This window comes from Mycobacterium intracellulare ATCC 13950, from assembly GCF_000277125.1.
Classification (GTDB): Bacteria; Actinomycetota; Actinomycetes; order Mycobacteriales; family Mycobacteriaceae; genus Mycobacterium; species Mycobacterium intracellulare.
This window is the reverse complement of record NC_016946.1, coordinates 3,661,240-3,676,637: the sequence shown is the minus strand read 5'-3', so window position 1 is coordinate 3,676,637 and position 15,398 is coordinate 3,661,240. Positions and strand designations below refer to the sequence as shown.

18 protein-coding genes and 1 pseudogene are annotated in these 15,398 nt (G+C 68.4%); 8 read left to right on the top strand and 11 right to left on the bottom strand.

Features of this window, described 5'->3' with window-relative positions; genetic code table 11:
- The first annotated feature begins 168 nt into the window (after nucleotides 1-168).
- Entirely contained in the window at nucleotides 169-1,005 is an 837-nt protein-coding gene (locus tag OCU_RS41670) for a trypsin-like serine peptidase (protein ID WP_014380596.1), read from the top strand.
- An 87-nt stretch (nucleotides 1,006-1,092) separates the two neighbouring features.
- On the opposite strand, the gene sthA is transcribed toward OCU_RS41670, so the two are convergent.
- The gene (sthA, locus tag OCU_RS41665; RefSeq protein WP_009954997.1) at nucleotides 1,093-2,508 is read right to left on the bottom strand and encodes a Si-specific NAD(P)(+) transhydrogenase; all 1,416 of its coding nucleotides are present in this window, start codon (nucleotides 2,506-2,508) and stop codon (nucleotides 1,093-1,095) included.
- A gap of 114 nt (nucleotides 2,509-2,622) precedes the next feature.
- On the opposite strand from sthA, the gene OCU_RS41660 reads away from it, so the two are divergent.
- Entirely contained in the window at nucleotides 2,623-3,684 is a 1,062-nt protein-coding gene (locus tag OCU_RS41660) for a DUF4192 domain-containing protein (protein ID WP_014380595.1), read from the top strand.
- 119 nt (nucleotides 3,685-3,803) lie between these two features.
- Nucleotides 3,804-4,791, top strand: a pseudogene (locus OCU_RS41655) (IS481 family transposase).
- Nucleotides 4,792-4,813: 22 nt separating this feature from the next.
- On the opposite strand, the gene OCU_RS41650 reads toward OCU_RS41655, so the two are convergent.
- The 3 genes from OCU_RS41650 to OCU_RS41640 all read right to left on the bottom strand — a co-directional run bounded on the left by OCU_RS41650 (nucleotide 4,814) and on the right by OCU_RS41640 (nucleotide 7,204).
- Complete coding sequence (locus OCU_RS41650; protein ID WP_008258556.1) at nucleotides 4,814-5,503, bottom strand: metal-dependent transcriptional regulator; 690 nt, start codon at nucleotides 5,501-5,503, stop codon at nucleotides 4,814-4,816.
- A 129-nt stretch (nucleotides 5,504-5,632) separates the two neighbouring features.
- Complete coding sequence (gene sigB / locus OCU_RS41645; RefSeq protein WP_050782802.1) at nucleotides 5,633-6,622, bottom strand: sigma-70 family RNA polymerase sigma factor SigB; 990 nt, start codon at nucleotides 6,620-6,622, stop codon at nucleotides 5,633-5,635.
- Nucleotides 6,623-6,757: 135 nt separating this feature from the next.
- Nucleotides 6,758-7,204 carry a DUF3099 domain-containing protein gene (locus tag OCU_RS41640; RefSeq protein ID WP_008258554.1) on the bottom strand — a complete coding sequence of 149 codons (447 nt, stop codon included), beginning with the start codon at nucleotides 7,202-7,204 and terminating at the stop codon, nucleotides 6,758-6,760.
- A 70-nt stretch (nucleotides 7,205-7,274) separates the two neighbouring features.
- On the opposite strand from OCU_RS41640, the gene OCU_RS41635 reads away from it, so the two are divergent.
- A complete protein-coding gene (locus OCU_RS41635) occupies nucleotides 7,275-7,514 on the top strand; it encodes a DUF3039 domain-containing protein (protein WP_008258553.1) in 240 nt (79 codons plus the stop codon).
- On the opposite strand, the gene OCU_RS41630 is transcribed toward OCU_RS41635, so the two are convergent.
- Both OCU_RS41630 and OCU_RS41625 read right to left on the bottom strand, forming a co-directional pair.
- Nucleotides 7,515-8,516 carry a YihY/virulence factor BrkB family protein gene (locus OCU_RS41630; protein WP_009955740.1) on the bottom strand — a complete coding sequence of 334 codons (1,002 nt, stop codon included), beginning with the start codon at nucleotides 8,514-8,516 and terminating at the stop codon, nucleotides 7,515-7,517.
- A gap of 64 nt (nucleotides 8,517-8,580) precedes the next feature.
- On the bottom strand, nucleotides 8,581-8,766 hold the full coding sequence (locus OCU_RS41625) for a DUF7455 domain-containing protein (RefSeq protein WP_008258551.1): 186 nt from the start codon (nucleotides 8,764-8,766) through the stop codon (nucleotides 8,581-8,583).
- A gap of 123 nt (nucleotides 8,767-8,889) precedes the next feature.
- On the opposite strand from OCU_RS41625, the gene OCU_RS41620 reads away from it, so the two are divergent.
- Nucleotides 8,890-9,261 carry a DUF952 domain-containing protein gene (locus OCU_RS41620; protein WP_009955739.1) on the top strand — a complete coding sequence of 124 codons (372 nt, stop codon included), beginning with the start codon at nucleotides 8,890-8,892 and terminating at the stop codon, nucleotides 9,259-9,261.
- Here the strand turns inward: OCU_RS41620 and OCU_RS41615 are convergent.
- The 3 genes from OCU_RS41615 to ppgK form a co-directional block, all read right to left on the bottom strand.
- Nucleotides 9,207-9,623: a RidA family protein gene (locus OCU_RS41615; protein WP_009955738.1), complete on the bottom strand. Its 417-nt coding sequence runs from the start codon at nucleotides 9,621-9,623 to the stop codon at nucleotides 9,207-9,209. The genes OCU_RS41620 and OCU_RS41615 overlap by 55 nt on opposite strands.
- Nucleotides 9,624-9,758: 135 nt before the next feature.
- A complete protein-coding gene (locus OCU_RS41610; protein WP_026071295.1) occupies nucleotides 9,759-11,264 on the bottom strand; it encodes an RNA polymerase sigma factor in 1,506 nt (501 codons plus the stop codon).
- 177 nt (nucleotides 11,265-11,441) lie between these two features.
- Complete coding sequence (gene ppgK / locus OCU_RS41605) at nucleotides 11,442-12,251, bottom strand: polyphosphate--glucose phosphotransferase (RefSeq protein WP_008258547.1); 810 nt, start codon at nucleotides 12,249-12,251, stop codon at nucleotides 11,442-11,444.
- Between the two features lie 102 nt (nucleotides 12,252-12,353).
- On the opposite strand from ppgK, the gene OCU_RS41600 reads away from it, so the two are divergent.
- Complete coding sequence (locus tag OCU_RS41600) at nucleotides 12,354-13,232, top strand: inositol monophosphatase family protein (RefSeq protein ID WP_014380590.1); 879 nt, start codon at nucleotides 12,354-12,356, stop codon at nucleotides 13,230-13,232.
- Between the two features lie 5 nt (nucleotides 13,233-13,237).
- Here the strand turns inward: OCU_RS41600 and cei are convergent, their stop codons facing one another.
- The gene (cei, locus tag OCU_RS41595) at nucleotides 13,238-13,888 is read right to left on the bottom strand and encodes an envelope integrity protein Cei (protein ID WP_008258545.1); all 651 of its coding nucleotides are present in this window, start codon (nucleotides 13,886-13,888) and stop codon (nucleotides 13,238-13,240) included.
- A 205-nt stretch (nucleotides 13,889-14,093) separates the two neighbouring features.
- On the opposite strand from cei, the gene OCU_RS41590 reads away from it, so the two are divergent.
- Nucleotides 14,094-14,396 (top strand): DUF4193 domain-containing protein, encoded by a 303-nt coding sequence (locus OCU_RS41590; RefSeq protein ID WP_008258544.1) that lies wholly within the window; start codon nucleotides 14,094-14,096, stop codon nucleotides 14,394-14,396.
- A 9-nt stretch (nucleotides 14,397-14,405) separates the two neighbouring features.
- Here OCU_RS41590 and OCU_RS41585 read toward each other — a convergent pair whose 3' ends face one another.
- Nucleotides 14,406-14,891, bottom strand: a complete 486-nt coding sequence (locus OCU_RS41585; RefSeq protein WP_014380589.1) for a DUF3093 domain-containing protein — start codon at nucleotides 14,889-14,891, stop codon at nucleotides 14,406-14,408.
- Between the two features lie 25 nt (nucleotides 14,892-14,916).
- Here OCU_RS41585 and dut point away from each other — a divergent pair, with 25 nt between their 5' ends.
- A complete protein-coding gene (dut, locus tag OCU_RS41580; RefSeq protein WP_008258542.1) occupies nucleotides 14,917-15,381 on the top strand; it encodes a dUTP diphosphatase in 465 nt (154 codons plus the stop codon).
- Nucleotides 15,382-15,398 lie beyond the last annotated feature (17 nt).

Sequence of the window (15,398 nt, the reverse complement as noted above, 5' to 3'; positions counted from 1 at the left end):
CGGCACCCGGATAGAACAGCGAACTCGGTTCCGGCGTTCGCACCGTGGAACGCGATAATTCTCAGGCGTAATCCGGTGAGACCCTATCGGGGGTCCCCTCCGCGGCGTCAGCAAACCCCGTGGCGCACGGCGTCGCGCGGAAGTCGGCTCGCCGCCGCGGCGTCGGGCATGATGAAGGCGATGCGCATACCGATCCTGGTGCTCTGCTCGGTGGTGGGGGTGGCGGCGTCGCTGACGTCGTGTCATCGGCCCGTCGAGCAGGTGTCGGGCGCCCCGGTGTCGGCGCCGCGGACCGGCGGCCCCGTGCAGCGGCTCAGCCAGCCCGAGCAGAAGGCGGTCGCGGGTCCGGTGGAGCCGGACCGGCGGATCGGGGCGATCTTCATCGACGGTGGGCCGCTCCACGTTTGCACCGGTTCGGTGGTGCATTCCAAGGGCGGGGACCTGATCATGACCGCGGCGCATTGTCTGGCCGGGGCGTCGCTGATCACCTTCGTTCCCGGTTTCGCCGGCGACGCCGCGCCCGCTCCCACCGACGTGTGGAAGGCCGACGCGGTCTACCTCGATCCGCGCTGGGTCGCCAGCAAGGATCCGCATGCCGACTACGCGATCGCGCGAGTCAGCAACGACACCGGCGCCAGCGTCGAGTCCCGCGCGGGTCTGGCGCTGACGCTGGGCGTGACGCCCCCACCGGGCAGTCGCGTCACCGTGCTGGGTTATCCGGTCGGCGTGGGCGGCGAGCCCATCGGGTGCCAGGGCAGCACCTCGGTCAGCGACAGCGGGTTCCCCGCGCTCGCGTGCGAAGGTCTGGTGGACGGCACCAGCGGCGCTCCGTGGGTCAGCGGCACCACGCTCACCGGGCTGATCGGCGGTCTCGAGCGCGGCGGGTGCGCGCCGGACATCTCGTATTCGGCGCCGTTCGACGCCCAGACCGCGGAGCTGCTGGCACGCGCCGAAGTCGGTGGGCCGGGCGACCCCGTCCCCGGCGACCTGCAGGACGCCTGTTAGCTATGGCGACCGCCAGCGCGGCCGTGGCCGGGCGCAGCGGTCGCCACCATCTGTCGGAGCCGGGCGCAGCGGTCGCCACCATCTGGCCTAGCGGCGGAACTGATTGAGCGCGCGCACCTTGTTCATCACGTCGAGCGCGGCCACCTTGTAGGCCTCGGAAAACGTGGGGTAGTTGAACACGGCGTCCACCAGGTAGTCCACCGTGCCCCCGCACCCCATCACCGCCTGCCCGATGTGCACCATCTCGGTGGCGCTGGTGCCGAAGATGTGCACGCCGAGCAGTTTCAGGTCCTCGGTGGACACCAGCAGCTTGAGCATCCCGTAGGAGTCCCCGGCGATCTGGCCGCGGGCCAGCTCCCGGTACCGGGCCACCCCGACCTCGTAGGGGACCGCGTCCTTGGTCAGCTCCACCTCGGTGGCCCCGACGTAGGAGACCTCGGGGATCGAGTAGATGCCGATCGGCTGCAGCTCGGTGATGCCGTCGCACGCTTCCCCGAACGCGTGGTAGGCGGCCAGCCGCCCCTGCTCCATCGAGGTCGCGGCCAGCGCGGGGAAACCGATCACGTCCCCGACGGCGTAGATGTGCGGCACCTTCGTCTGGAAATAGTCGTCAACGAAGATCCGGCCGCGGTTGTCGGCCTCCAGCTCGGCGTGGTGCAGGTCGAGATGGTCGGTCTGGCCCTGCCGACCGGCCGAGTACATCACCGTCTCGGCCGGGATCTGCTTGCCGCTGGCCAAGGTGGTGACGGTGCCCGCCGAGCCGACGTCGACCGCGGTCACCTCCTCGCCGAACCGGAACGTCACCGCCAGGTCGCGCAGGTGGAACTTCAGGGCCTCGACCACCTCGGGGTCGCAGAAGTCCAGCATGTCACCGCGCTTTTCCACCACGGTGACCTTGGTGCCCAGCGCGGCGAACATCGAGGCGTACTCGATGCCGATGACCCCGGCGCCGACGACCACCATCGAGGCCGGCAGGGTCTTGAGGTCGAGGATGCCGTCGGAGTCGAGCACGCGCTCCTCGTCGAACTCGACGCCGGACGGCCGCGCCGGCCGCGTTCCGGTGGCGATGACGATGTATTTGCCACTGATGGTTACCTTTTCGCGCCGCGACGGGTCTTCGACCTCGATGGTGTGCGGGTCGACGAACCGCCCGTGGCCGATCAGCAGGTCGATCCGGTTGCGCATCAGCTGGTTGCGCACCACGTCGACTTCCTTGCCGATCACGTGCTGGGTGCGGGCCAGCAGATCGGCCGGGGTGATCTTCTCCTTGACCCGATAGCTCGCGCCGTAGAGTTCGCGCTGGCTCATCCCGGTGAGGTAAAGGACCGCCTCGCGCAACGTCTTTGACGGGATGGTGCCGGTCTGGACGCAGACGCCGCCGATCATCTGGCCGCGTTCGACGATGGCGACCGACTTGCCCAGCTTGGCCGAGGCGATGGCGGCCTTCTGCCCGCCGGGCCCCGAACCGATGACCACCATGTCGTACTCTTGCGCCGAGCCCATGGGCTAAACAGTAGAGCAGCACAACTCACAGTGCCGGGTTCATCCACAGCTGGGTTGCCGCGCCGGCGCGCGCGAGCACCGGACCGACGGTGGCGGCCGTCAGCGTTGGTGCTCATGACCACGCATGCACAACCCGACTTCGAGCTTTCCCGCCCCGGCGCGCTCATCGCCGCGCTGCCCGCCGTTCTCGGCTTCATTCCCGAAAATTCATTGGTATTAGTGTCTTTGGAGGATCGGCACCTCGGGTCGGTGATGCGCGTCGACCTCTCCGAGGAGTTGCTCGCACGGGTCGGTCATCTGGCCGAGGTCGCCGCGGCGGCCCGCCCCGAGGCCGTCATCGCGGTGATCGTCGACGCCGACGGCGCGCACTGTCCCAGCTGCAACGACGAGTACCGGCAGTTGTGTGAGGCGCTCGCAGAGTCCTTGTCGCAGCACGACATTGAGCTCTGGGCCACCCACGTGGTCGACCGGGTCGCCCTCGGCGGGCGCTGGCATTGTGTCGAGGGCTGCGGGTCGAGCGGCCTCGTCGAGGACCCCTCGGCCTCGCCGCTGGCCGCGGCGGCGGTGCTGGAGGGCAGGCGGCTCTACCCGCGCCGCGCCGACCTGCAGGCGGTCATCGCGCCCGACGACCCGGCCCGCAGCGCCGCATTGGCCGGCGCGGTCGGCCGGCAGGCCGCCCGGCGCCGCGCCGCGCATCGCGCGCATCCGGTCCGCTGCACCCGCGGCGACGTGGAGGGCGCGATGGCGGCCGCCGCCCGGGTCGCCTCGGGCGAATTGCTGTCCGACGCCGAACTGGCGGCGCTGGGCTGCGCGCTGAGCGACCCGCAGGTCCGCGACATCCTGTACGCGCTGGCCGTCGGCGAGGGCGCCGACGACGTCGAGTCGCTGTGGGCGGTGCTGGCGCGCACCCTGCCGCCGCCGTGGCGGGTCGAGGCGCTGGTCCTGCTCGCGTTCAGCGCGTACGCGCGCGGCGACGGCCCGCTGGCCGGGGTGTCGCTGCAGGAGGCGCTGCGCTGTGAGCCCGAGCACCGGATGGCGGGCATGCTGGACACCGCGTTGTCCTCGGGCCTGCGGCCCGAGGACATCCGGGATCTCGCGCTCACCGGGTACCGGCTGGCCAAGCAGTTCGGGGTGCGGCTACCGCCGCGTCGGCCGTTCGGCCGCAGGGCGGGCTAGCTGTTGCGGGTCATGACGTTGTAGACGCCGGGATGGTCGGGATGTGAGGAGGACGGGTCCTTCGGCGGCAGGATGAGAAATCGCCAAACCCCTCGTCCTGAGCCTGAAGGAACCCGTCCATGACCCACGGTAATGCCCCGTTGTCCGTTGAAGGCCGTCGCCGCCTCGTTGCCCGCTGCGTCGACCGTCCCATTGCCCACGTAGCTGCTGAGATGGGGATCTCGCGGGCGTGTGCCTCCAAGTGGGTCAACCGGTTCCGACGGTTCGGCGAACTCGGCCTCTACGACCGCTCCTCGGCGCCGGTAGGGTCAACCCACGGCCACTGCGGCTGAGATCATCAGTGCGATCGAGGCGATGCGCCGAGGCCGCAAGTGGTCAGCGGCGCGGATCGCCTTCGAACTCAATGCACGCGGCATCGTGATCGGCCGGCGCACCGTCAGCCGGCAGCTGGTTGCGCTGGGTTTGCATCGGCGCAAGTTCCTTGACCCCAGCGGGGATCTGAATCGAGTACCCCAACGCATTATCGCTCGCCGCCCCGGGCACATGGTGCACGTCGACGTCAAGAAGGTCGGCCGCATCCCCGACGGTGGTGGGTGGCGGGTGCACGGCAAGAACAGCGCCCAGGGCAGAGCCTCGCGAAGGGCCCGCCCCGGCTACGTCTATCTGCATTCCGCGGTGGACGGCTACTCCCGATTGACTTACACCGAAGCGCTCACCGATGAAAAGGCCATCACAGCAATCGGATTCATGCACCGTGCCCGGGTCTGGTTCGCTGCACACGGGATCGACCGCATCCAGCGGATCGTCACCGACAACGGCTCGTGCTACCGCGCCCGCGACTTCGCCCACGTCTTGCATGGCGCACGCCACCAGCGCATCACGCCCTACACCCCGCGCCACAACGGCAAGGTGGAGAGATATCACCGCATCCTGGCCGAAGAGTTCCTCTACGCCCGCACCTGGACCTCAGAATCCCAACGCACCGAAGCGCTCAAGGTCTGGAACATCCACTTCAACTACCATCGACCACACTCTGCCGCCGACGGCCAGCCACCAGCATCACGACTTACCACCGGCGTCACCAACGTCCTGTCCTCCTACAGCTAGCCGGGGGGCCAGGGGTGGTGGGTCAGACCTTTTCGACCTTGACCGCGTGGGCCATCTCGTGGGGCAGGGTGACGTTTTCGTGGCCGGGGATGACGATGGTCACGCCGGCGGGGCCGGTCTCGACGGTCACGCGCGCGTTGGGGACCACGCCGGCGTCCTTGAGGCGGGTGATCAGGTCGGTGTCGCCCTGGACGTGTTCGGTCAGCTGCCGGACCACCACCGCCACCGGGGAGCCGGGCGGCAACTCGGTCAGCCGGACGAGGATGGCCTCCTCGGCGCCGGACTCGGGGCCCACGCCCAGGTCCAGAAGCCCGGGGATCGGGTTGCCGAACGGCGAGGTGGTCGGGTGGTTGAGCACCTTGACCAACCGCCGCTCGACCTCCTCGCTCATCACGTGCTCCCAGCGGCACGCCTCGGCGTGCACTTCCTCCCAGGGCACCCCGATGACGTCGACCAGCAGTCGCTCGGCGAGGCGGTGCTTGCGCATGACGGCCACGGCCAGCGCCCGGCCCTTGTCGGTGAGCTCGAGGTGGCGGTCACCGGCCACGTGGAGCAGCCCGTCGCGCTCCATCCTGGACACGGTTTGGCTGACAGTCGGCCCGCTCTGATCGAGGCGTTCGGCGATTCGGGCACGTAGCGGCGTTACGCCCTCTTCTTCGAGGTCGTAGATGGTCCGCAGGTACATCTCGGTGGTGTCAACCAGGTCGTTCATTCAGCACCTTCCATCGACGCTGAGTCTACTTGGCCAGCTGCATGAATGGGTGTAACGCCTCCCAGGCAAGCAGTATGCCCGCCGCTGACGCGGCGGGCATACTGTCTGCTACCTAGCTTGAGTGAGTTGTCAGCTCGCGTACGACCGTAGCCTGTCGGCGCGCTCCCCGTTGCGGAGTTTGGACATTACGTCCCGCTCGATTTGGCGAACCCGCTCGCGGGACAGCCCGAACAGCTTGCCGATCTGGTCCAGCGTGCGGGGCTGGCCGTCGTCGAGGCCGAACCGCAACCGGATCACCTGGTGCTCGCGCTCGTCGAGCGTGGCCAGCACGCTGCGGATGTCGGTGTGCAGCAACTCGGCGATCACCGCGTTCTCGGCCGACATCGCCTCGGCGTCCTCGATGAAGTCGCCCAGGGGGGCTTCCTCCTCGGAGCCGACCGGCATGTCCAGGCTCACCGGGTCGCGGCTGTGCTCGAGCAGGTCGTTGATCTTGTCGACCGGGATGCCGGATTCGGCGGCCAGTTCCTCGTCGGTGGCCTCGCGGCCGAGGTTCTGGTGCATCTCGCGCTTGATCCGCGCCAGCTTGTTGACCTGCTCCACCAGGTGGACGGGCAGCCGGATGGTGCGGCTCTGGTCGGCCATGCCGCGGGTGATGGCCTGACGAATCCACCACGTGGCGTAGGTCGAGAACTTGAATCCCTTTGTGTAGTCGAACTTTTCCATCGCGCGGATCAGCCCGAGGTTGCCCTCCTGGATCAGGTCCAGCAGCGGCATGCCACGACCCGTGTACCGCTTGGCCAGCGACACCACCAGGCGCAGGTTCGCCTCCAGCAGGTGACGGCGCGCGGCCTTACCATCGCGCACCACGGCCTCTAGATCGCGTTTACGGTTCTCCCCGAGGCGCTTACGCGTTTCGAGCAGGTGCTCGGCGTAGAGCCCGGCTTCGATCCGCTTCGCGAGTTCAACTTCCCCCGCCGCATTGAGCAACGCCGTCTTGCCGATTCCGTTCAGATATACGCGCACTAGATCCGCCGCGGGGCTTTGAGCATCCAGATCGCCGTCAAATCTGCTCGTGCTGGCGTTCGCCATAGCGACCTCCCGTTCGGCTTGTACTGTCATCGAGTTCAACGACCGATTAGGGTTCAGAGTTCCCAGCGGTTCCCCATCTCACACGTCTTGACGTGCACAAATGTCCCGAAGACCTGAGAATGTCCTGAGAAGTGCGCCGCGACGGCACCGAAGAAGGAACGAGCGCTAGCCGTCGTCGATTCCGCCCCGCGGGTCGGGAGGCCACCCCGGCTGGGGGTGTCGCGGCGCCTCGAGCGCCGGGCGTTCGGCGCGGGGGAACAGGGGGGTGCGCCGGCGCGCGTTGTCGAACCGGCGGGGCTCGTCGGGGCGGCGCGGCGGGCGGTCGTTGGCGATCAGCACGGCCATCCAGGGCAGGGGGATGGACACCGCCACGATCGCCAGCGAGATCAGGCCGTTGTGCCACGCGCCGTAGGCGAGCGCGGCGAGGATGAGCGCCGGAATCCGGAATGCCATCAGGGTCAGGTATTTACGGACCCGCGCGCGATGCTGCTCCTCATAGGAGGGCTCGGCGGCGGTGATGAGCACCGGGCGGCCCTTGTGGCCGGCGAAGTCATCGAAGCTGCCGTCGAACCCCGCGTCGGAGCCGTGCTTCATTTCTCCACTGTCCCACACCTGGACGATTCCGGCGTGGCGGGTTTCGGGGCGGCCCGGCAGCGCACCGGGCAGTGCAAGAATGTCAGGTATGCAGACCCAGACGATCGAGCGCACCGAGACCGACGAACGCGTCGACGACGGGACCGGCAGCGACACACCCAAGTATTTTCACTACGTCAAGAAGGACAAGATCGCCGAGAGCGCGGTGCTGGGCAACCACGTCGTCGCGTTGTGCGGCGAGGTGTTCCCCGTCACCAAGGCGGCCAAGCCGGGCTCGCCCGTCTGCCCGGAGTGCAAGCAGATCTACGACCGGCTCAAGAAGGGCTGATCACCCGGGCGGCTTCGCCGGCGCGGTATCGCGTTGTTGCGTGGCGGGATTCGCGATCGGGCTGGCCAGCGTCTCCACCGTCTTCTTCAGGGCGGGCGAGCGGGAGAACAACCAGGTGCGCACCCGGTGGGCGTGCGTGGTGGGCGCGGGAAACTCCTCCTGGACCGCGGCGTTGAGTTCGGCCCCGAGCATGATCGCGAACCCGCCGAAGAACGCGAACAGCAGGAATGCGATCGGGGTGGAGAGCGCGCCGTAGGTGTAGCCGGTGCTGGTGATCCACCTTAGATAGAACCGCAGGCCCAGCGTGGCGGTGACGAACACCGTGGTCGCCAGCATCGCGCCGAGGATCAGCCGGTGTGACGGCAGCGGTTCGGGCAGTGCGACCCGGTACAGGATCATCACCCCGAGCGTCAGGCCGATGATCAGCGCCGGGTAGTAGCCGTAGCGCAGCACGTTGGACAGGCCGAGCGGGATGTGTTCTTCCACCTTGCGCGGGCCCACCACCACCAGCGGCGCGGTCGCCACCACGACCACAAGCATCACGACGTAGAGGAACAGCGCGAAGAAGCGCTGCCGCACCGGATGGCGCAGCGGCGTCTGGTCATGCGCCTCGACGACGGAATCGACGAACGCCGAGATCGCCGACGACCCCGCCCACAGCGAGATGATGAATCCCAGCGACACCACCTCTCCGCGGGCGTTGCTGGCGATGTCGCGGACCGTCGGCTCGATGATCTCGTTCACCACGCTGGGGGAGAACACGCTGTGCGCCGTCGAAAGCAGCTGCCGCAGGATGTTGGGCAGCATGTCCGGCCCGAACAGCGGCGCCACGTAGGCCATCGTGCCCAGCATCCCGAGCAGCAACGGCGGCAGGGACAACGCCGACCAGAAACCAGCCTGAGCCGACTCGGAAAAGATTGAGTCGTCCCAGCTCTTCGACAGAGCCCTCAGGGTGATTCGCCAGATGTGGTGGCGCGACGGTTTTGCGACCTGATCGCTCATACCAGTCCAGCATTACCGAAGATCGCCCGCGCTGCCCACATTGGGGACGGGCGAGTTCGGTTGGCTAGCTTCCGCTGACCTCCAGCACGGCGTCCAGCTCGGTCAGCTTGGCCTCGTGCTCGTTGGCGTGGTGCTGGCAGAAGAGAAGCTCGAGGCCGGAAGGCAGCTTGGCGCGCACACGGGCCGCGGCACCGCAGCGGTCGCAGCGGTCGGCCCGTGTCAGTTCTGGACTCGTCAGAGTTGCATTCATGGCTTCTCCGTTCTCGTACATTCACTTTCTCAGACGTATGGCGTTTTCGCCTTGTTCCCCGATCGTTATCGGGTGTGTCGTTTCTCACGGCCTGGTCAGATTTGGTGTGGACGGTTCTCTAGGGTGACCGTCGTGACCTTCGCTGCCGACGTGCTGGTGCACCTGTGCGGGGCCGAGCAGTGGGCGCAGGCCCGCCGTGACGGCGCCATCCGCCCCGCGGACGGCGCCGACTTCATCCACCTGTCGACGCCCGAGCAGGTCCACCTGCCCGCCAACCGGCTCTACCGGGGCCGGCGCGACCTGGTGCTGTTGCGCATCGACCCGGCTCGCCTCGACGCACCGGTGCGCTGGGAGCCGGGAGTGCCAACCGATCCGGCGTCGATGTTGTTCCCGCACCTGTACGGCACCCTGCCGGTCGCCGCGGTGACCCGCGTCACCCCTTACCCCCCGGGGGCCGACGGCGCCTTCCCTCCGGTCACCGGCGAGTCGACGTAGGCGTCGGCCTCGATCTCCACCAGCAACTCGGGCGCGATGAGCGCCGAGACCTCGACCATGGTGGCCACGGGGCGGATCGCGCCGAACACCTCCTCGTGCACGGCGCCCACCTCGCGCCAGCGCGAGATGTCGGTGACGTAGAGGCGCGTGCGTACCACGTCGGTGAGTGACGCGCCGGCTTGTTGCAGTGCAATGTCGATGCGGCGCAGGGCATCTCGCGTCTGGGCGGCGATGTCACCGGCGGGCCCGGTGCCCGTCGTTCCTGCCACCGCCACATGCGGACCGACCCGCACCGCGCGCGAGTAACCGGCCACCGATTCGAATTCCGAACCGGACGCGACCACCGTGCGGTGTGCTGACATGCGCCTCACCGTACGACGGCGGCGCCGCCAGCGCAGCCGAATTTCCCCGCGGCAGGGGCTGTTTGGCTCGGCCCGGGTTCAGCGAGCCGCGAACAGCTTGTGCGCCAACCGTTCTCACGGAAGGCCGGACCGGGCTCAGTCCAGGTAGTCGCGCAGCACCTGCGAGCGGCTGGGGTGGCGCAGCTTCGACATGGTCTTGGACTCGATCTGGCGGATGCGCTCGCGGGTCACCCCGTACACCTGCCCGATCTCGTCCAGGGTGCGGGGCTGGCCGTCGGTGAGGCCGAAGCGCAGCCGCACCACGCCGGCCTCGCGCTCCGAGAGCGTCTCGAGCACCGACTGCAACTGGTCCTGCAGCAGCGTGAACGACACCGCGTCGACGGCCACCACGGCCTCGCTGTCCTCGATGAAATCGCCCAGCTGGCTGTCGCCCTCGTCGCCGATGGTCTGGTCCAGCGAGATCGGCTCGCGCGCGTATTGCTGGATCTCCAGCACCTTTTCCGGCGTGATGTCCATTTCCTTGGCCAGCTCTTCGGGCGTGGGCTCGCGGCCCAGGTCCTGCAGCAGCTCGCGCTGGATGCGGCCCAGCTTGTTGATCACCTCGACCATGTGCACGGGGATGCGGATGGTGCGGGCCTGGTCGGCCATGGCCCGGGTGATGGCCTGGCGGATCCACCAGGTGGCGTACGTGGAGAACTTGTAGCCCTTGGTGTAGTCGAACTTCTCGACCGCGCGGATCAGACCCAGGTTGCCTTCCTGGATGAGGTCGAGGAACGCCATGCCGCGGCCCGTGTAGCGCTTGGCCAGCGACACCACCAGCCGCAGGTTGGCCTCCAGCAGATGGTTTTTGGCGCGGTCGCCGTCGCGGCAGATCCACTGCATGTCGCGGCGCTGGGCGGCCGGCAGTTTGTCGCCGCGCTCGGTCATCTCGGTCATCAGCTGCGTGGCGTACAGGCCGGCCTCGATCCGCTTGGCCAGCTCGACCTCTTCCTCGGCGTTGAGCAGCGCGACCTTACCGATCTGCTTGAGGTACGCGCGAACCGAGTCGGCGGAGGCGGTGAGCTCGGCGTCCTTGCGGGCCTGGCGCAGCGCCTCGGATTCGTCCTCGTCCCAGACGAAATCGCCGGAGGCCTTGTCCTTTTCGGTGGGCTCGGCGATCTCGTCGTCCTCGTCGGCGGCGGGCTCGGCGGCCGCCGCGGGGGCGGGCGCCTCCTCGTCGTCACCCACCTCGGAATCGCCCGATTCGACCTCGGCGTCTTCGGACGCCACGTCTTCCTCGAGGTCGTCGAGGGACAGGTCGCTGTCGATGTCGAGGTCCTCGCCGGGCTCAGCCTCGAGGTCTGGTTCGTTGTCGAGATCCTCGACGGCGCCGTCGGAATCGAGGGCGTCGGGATCCGCCGGGCCGCCCTTGGCCGCTTTGGTGCCGCGGCCCTTGGCCTCGGCGCCCTTGGCGCGGGTCTTCTTGGCGGGCTCGGCGGCGTCGGACTTGGTGGACCGCGCGGTCGTCTTGGCGGCCCGTTTGGCGGGCGCGGAGCCATTGGCGGCCTTGGCCGCCGGACGCTTGGCGGGGGACGACGCAGACTTCGTGGCGGTGCGTTTCACCGGCCCATCGGTTGCCGGGCTTGCCTTGGTCGCTGCCACTTACACCCCTTCGTTTGGGCTCACCTTCGGTGGGTATTGGGCATGGTTAACCGAAAGTGTCTGCTATGTCGATGTCGGCGTTGGTATCAGCGTGCGTAGTCGCACGCTATCGGTTGGGCGTTCGCCGAAGACCATTGTAACGACAGTGCGCGGTACTACAGCTGTGCCGGGCGAAATTCAGTGGGTCACGTCCGAGGTGGCGGCCATCGCCGCGCCGACGATCCCGGCCGTGTTGAGCAGGGCCGCGGCCACCACCGGGGTGCGGTTTTCGAGCAGCGGCAGCCACTTGTCGGCCTTGCGGCTGATCCCGCCCCCGGCGATGAACAGGTCCGGCCACATCGCGTTCTCGATGCTCACCAGCACCTCGGTGACGTGTTTGGTCCATTTTTCGTAGGACCAGCCCTTCTTTTCCTTCACCGAGGAGGCGGCTTGTTTCTCGGCTTCCTTGCCGCCGACCTCCAAGTGCCCGAATTCGGTGTTGGGGATCAGCGTGCCGTTGTGGATGACCGCCGAGCCGATACCGGTGCCGAACGTCAAGAGAATCACCAGGCCCGTCTGATTCCTGCCCGCCCCGTAGTGCTCCTCGGCCAGCCCGGCCGCGTCGGCATCGTTGAGGACCGTCACGTCCTGACCGTCCAGCTCGGCGCTGATGATGTCGCGGGCGTTGACCCCGATCCAGGACTTGTCCACGTTGGCGGCGGTTTGCACCACACCGTGCGTGACCACCCCGGGGTAGGTCACGCCGAGGGGCCCGGTCCACCCGAATTCGTTGACGACCGCGGCGATGGTCTTGGCGACCGCCGACGGCGTCGCGGGTTGCGGGGTCAGCAGTTTGACCCGTTCGCCGATCAACAACCCCGTGTCCATGTCGACGATGCCGCCCTTGATGCCGCTGCCGCCGACGTCGATGCCGAAGCCGCGGCGTTCATGTGTGCCGTCGGCCGGTGCTGCGCCGGGCGTGTCCGTGGTCGAGTCGGTGCTGGTCATCGAATCTCCTCGGCGTGACGGGGCTGTCCGCTCACCTTAACGCCGCGACGCCGGCAGCCCGCGGTGTCTGCGCGCCCGCGCCGACTGTGATGCGATAGACCGGTGATCCAATCCGATGACGAGCTCGTGCGGCTGCGTTCAGTGGCCGAAACCGTGGCCACGGAGGCCGCCGCGTTCGTGCGGCGCCGGCGCGCCGAGGTATTCGGCGCCGAGCCGGCCGGCGTGACAGGCCCCGACAGCGGCGCGGTGCGGACCAAGAGCACCCCGACCGATCCGGTGACGGTGGTCGACACCGAGACCGAGCGCCTGTTGCGGGACCGGCTGGCCGAATTGCGGCCTGGGGACCCCATTCTCGGCGAGGAGGGCGGCGGACCGACCGACCCGGCGGGCACCCCGCCCGGATCGGTGACCTGGGTGCTCGATCCCATCGACGGCACAGTGAATTTCGTTTACGGCGTTCCCGCCTACGCGGTGTCGGTCGCCGCGCAGGTCAACGGCGAGTCGGTGGCCGGGGCGGTCGCCGACGTCGTCGCCGACCGGGTGTACTCGGCGGCCAGCGGCCTCGGCGCGCACGTCAGCGACGGCCAAGGGACTCAGCCCTTGCAGTGCGCGGCGGTCGAGGACGTGTCAATGGCGTTGCTGGGCACCGGTTTCGGCTATTCGCGGCAGCGCCGCGCGGCGCAGGCGGCGTTGTTGGCGCGCATGCTGCCGGTGGTCCGCGACGTTCGCCGCATCGGCTCGGCGGCGCTGGATCTGTGCATGGTGGCCTCGGGCCGGCTGGACGCCTACTACGAGCACGGCCTGAAGGTGTGGGACCGCGCCGCGGGCGCGCTGATCGCCGCCGAGGCGGGGGCCCGGGTGGTGCTGCCGGCGCACGACGCCACCGGGGCGGGATTGGTGCTGGCCGCCGCCCCCGGGATCGCCGACGAGCTGCTGGCCGTCCTGGAGCGGTTCAACGGCCTGGATCCGATCCTGGATTGAGCGCCTCAGCAGCTGCTGGCGTGAATCTTGGCCAGCAGCGTGGGATCTGACGGCTCGGTCGCGCCGGGCCGCAGGGTGGCGAGCACGGCGTCGATGTCGTCGTTGTGGGCCAACGCGCTGAAGTCGGTTCCCAAGGCGAGGTCGACGGAGTCGTCGGCGCGGCTGTCGTTGAACAGTTCGGTGCACGGCGCCACCAGCCACACCGCCGCGGCGGTGGCCTGTCCGGCGGTGCCGAAACGGATTTGGCCTTGGCAGGCGAGCCGGGTGCCGGCGTAGAGCGGGTCGTTGGCGGCGGTCGGCTGCGCGAAGCCGAGGTCTTTCATCGCCCCGGCGACGTCGCCGGCCTGCCCGCCCCGGCCGCTGGCGTTGAGGACGCGGACCTTGGTGTCGGCGAGTTTGGCGGGCGCGACGTCCATCATGGCGCTGCGCGACACCTGCTCACCGAGCTGCGCCGACGCCGAACCGGTCGCCTGCGGCGGGGGATTGCACACCACCGCCTCGTGCACCTTGGCGGGCCGGGTCAGCGCCACGGTCCAGACGACCGCGGTGGCCACTGCGAGCAAAATCACCACGACGATCGCGGGCTTGGGGTTGCGCCGCCGGAAGGGCCGACCATGCTTGTCAAAAGCTGTACCCTCGGTGATTTGCGTGACCACAGCTGCACTCTAGTCGCACCCCAAACCCACTGTTCAGAAGCGAGCGCAAGGATGAAAATGGGTGTGTGAGGTAAATCACACCTTAATGGGCCGCGATACGGGCACGAATCATTTGGTGGATGCGTTCGACGCTGGTACAAAGCGATGCTTGAGATTTACGAGGGCATGCAGAGGCAAGCAGAGGCAATAGGGCAGGGGAATAGATATGCCTACCGATTATGACGCTCCACGGCGCACCGAGACGGACGACGTTTCGGAGGACTCGCTGGAGGAGCTCAAAGCGCGACGGAACGAGGCGGCCTCGGCCGTCGTCGATGTCGACGAATCTGAATCCGCTGAGAATTTCGAACTGCCCGGCGCCGACCTGTCCGGTGAAGAACTTTCGGTCCGTGTCGTTCCGAAGCAGGCTGACGAGTTCACCTGCTCGAGTTGCTTTCTGGTGCAACACCGCAGTCGGCTGGCCAGCGAGAAGAACGGCGTGATGATCTGTACCGACTGCGCGGCCTGATAGCTGCCGCTACGTTGTCAGGGCCGACAGCACCCGTTCCGGGTGACGGCAACTCACCAGCCAGTACGGCGTCGGGTCGTCCGGGTCGTCGAGGACGATCAGGATCATCGGCGCCACCCACGCCCTGTGCAGCACGTAGGCCGCCGGGTCGAGCTGGCGGCCCAACGCGGCGGATTTGGCCGAGGGCGCTACCTGTGCGGACCGGGCGATCGCGGTGACCGGCAGGTGCGCGGGGCCCGCCCACAGTTCCACTTCCCCCGGCGCGCAGGGGTTGGCGGTGACCCGGATCTCGACGCGCCCCAGCCACAACAGCGCCGCGGCCGCCACCGCGAACAGTGCCGCGTACGGCCACCACGAGGAGTGGCGGGTGACGCCCATGTTGAACTCGAACGCGAGGATGCCGGCGAGCGCGAGGGCCGGTGGCCACCACCACCACGGAACCCACAATCGTTCGCGATACCGCACGTTGTGCGGCGCGACGCGGGTGTCGGACACGCAGTCAAGGGTAGTCTGTGGCCCCGTGTCGACCAGTCTGGCCATCGTCCGCCTTGACCCCGAGCTTCCGCTGCCCGCCCGCGCCCACGAAGGCGACGCCGGGATCGATCTCTACAGCGCCGAGGACGTCAAGCTCGAGCCCGGGCGGCGCGCCCTGGTGCGCACGGGCGTGGCGGTCGCCATCCCGTTCGGCATGGTCGGGCTGGTCCATCCTCGGTCGGGATTGGCTGCGCGCGTTGGGCTTTCGATCGTCAACAGTCCCGGTACCATCGACGCGGGCTACCGCGGCGAGATCAAGGTCGCGCTGATCAACCTCGATCCGGCCGAGCCGATCGTGGTGCATCGCGGCGACCGCATCGCCCAGCTGCTGGTGCAGCGGGTCGAGTTGGTGGAGCTGGTCGAGGTGTCGTCGTTCGACGAGGCCGGGCTGGCCGAAACGTCCCGTGGCGACGGTGGTCACGGTTCCTCCGGCGGACACGCGAGTCTGTGATGCGCCGGCGAGCAGGG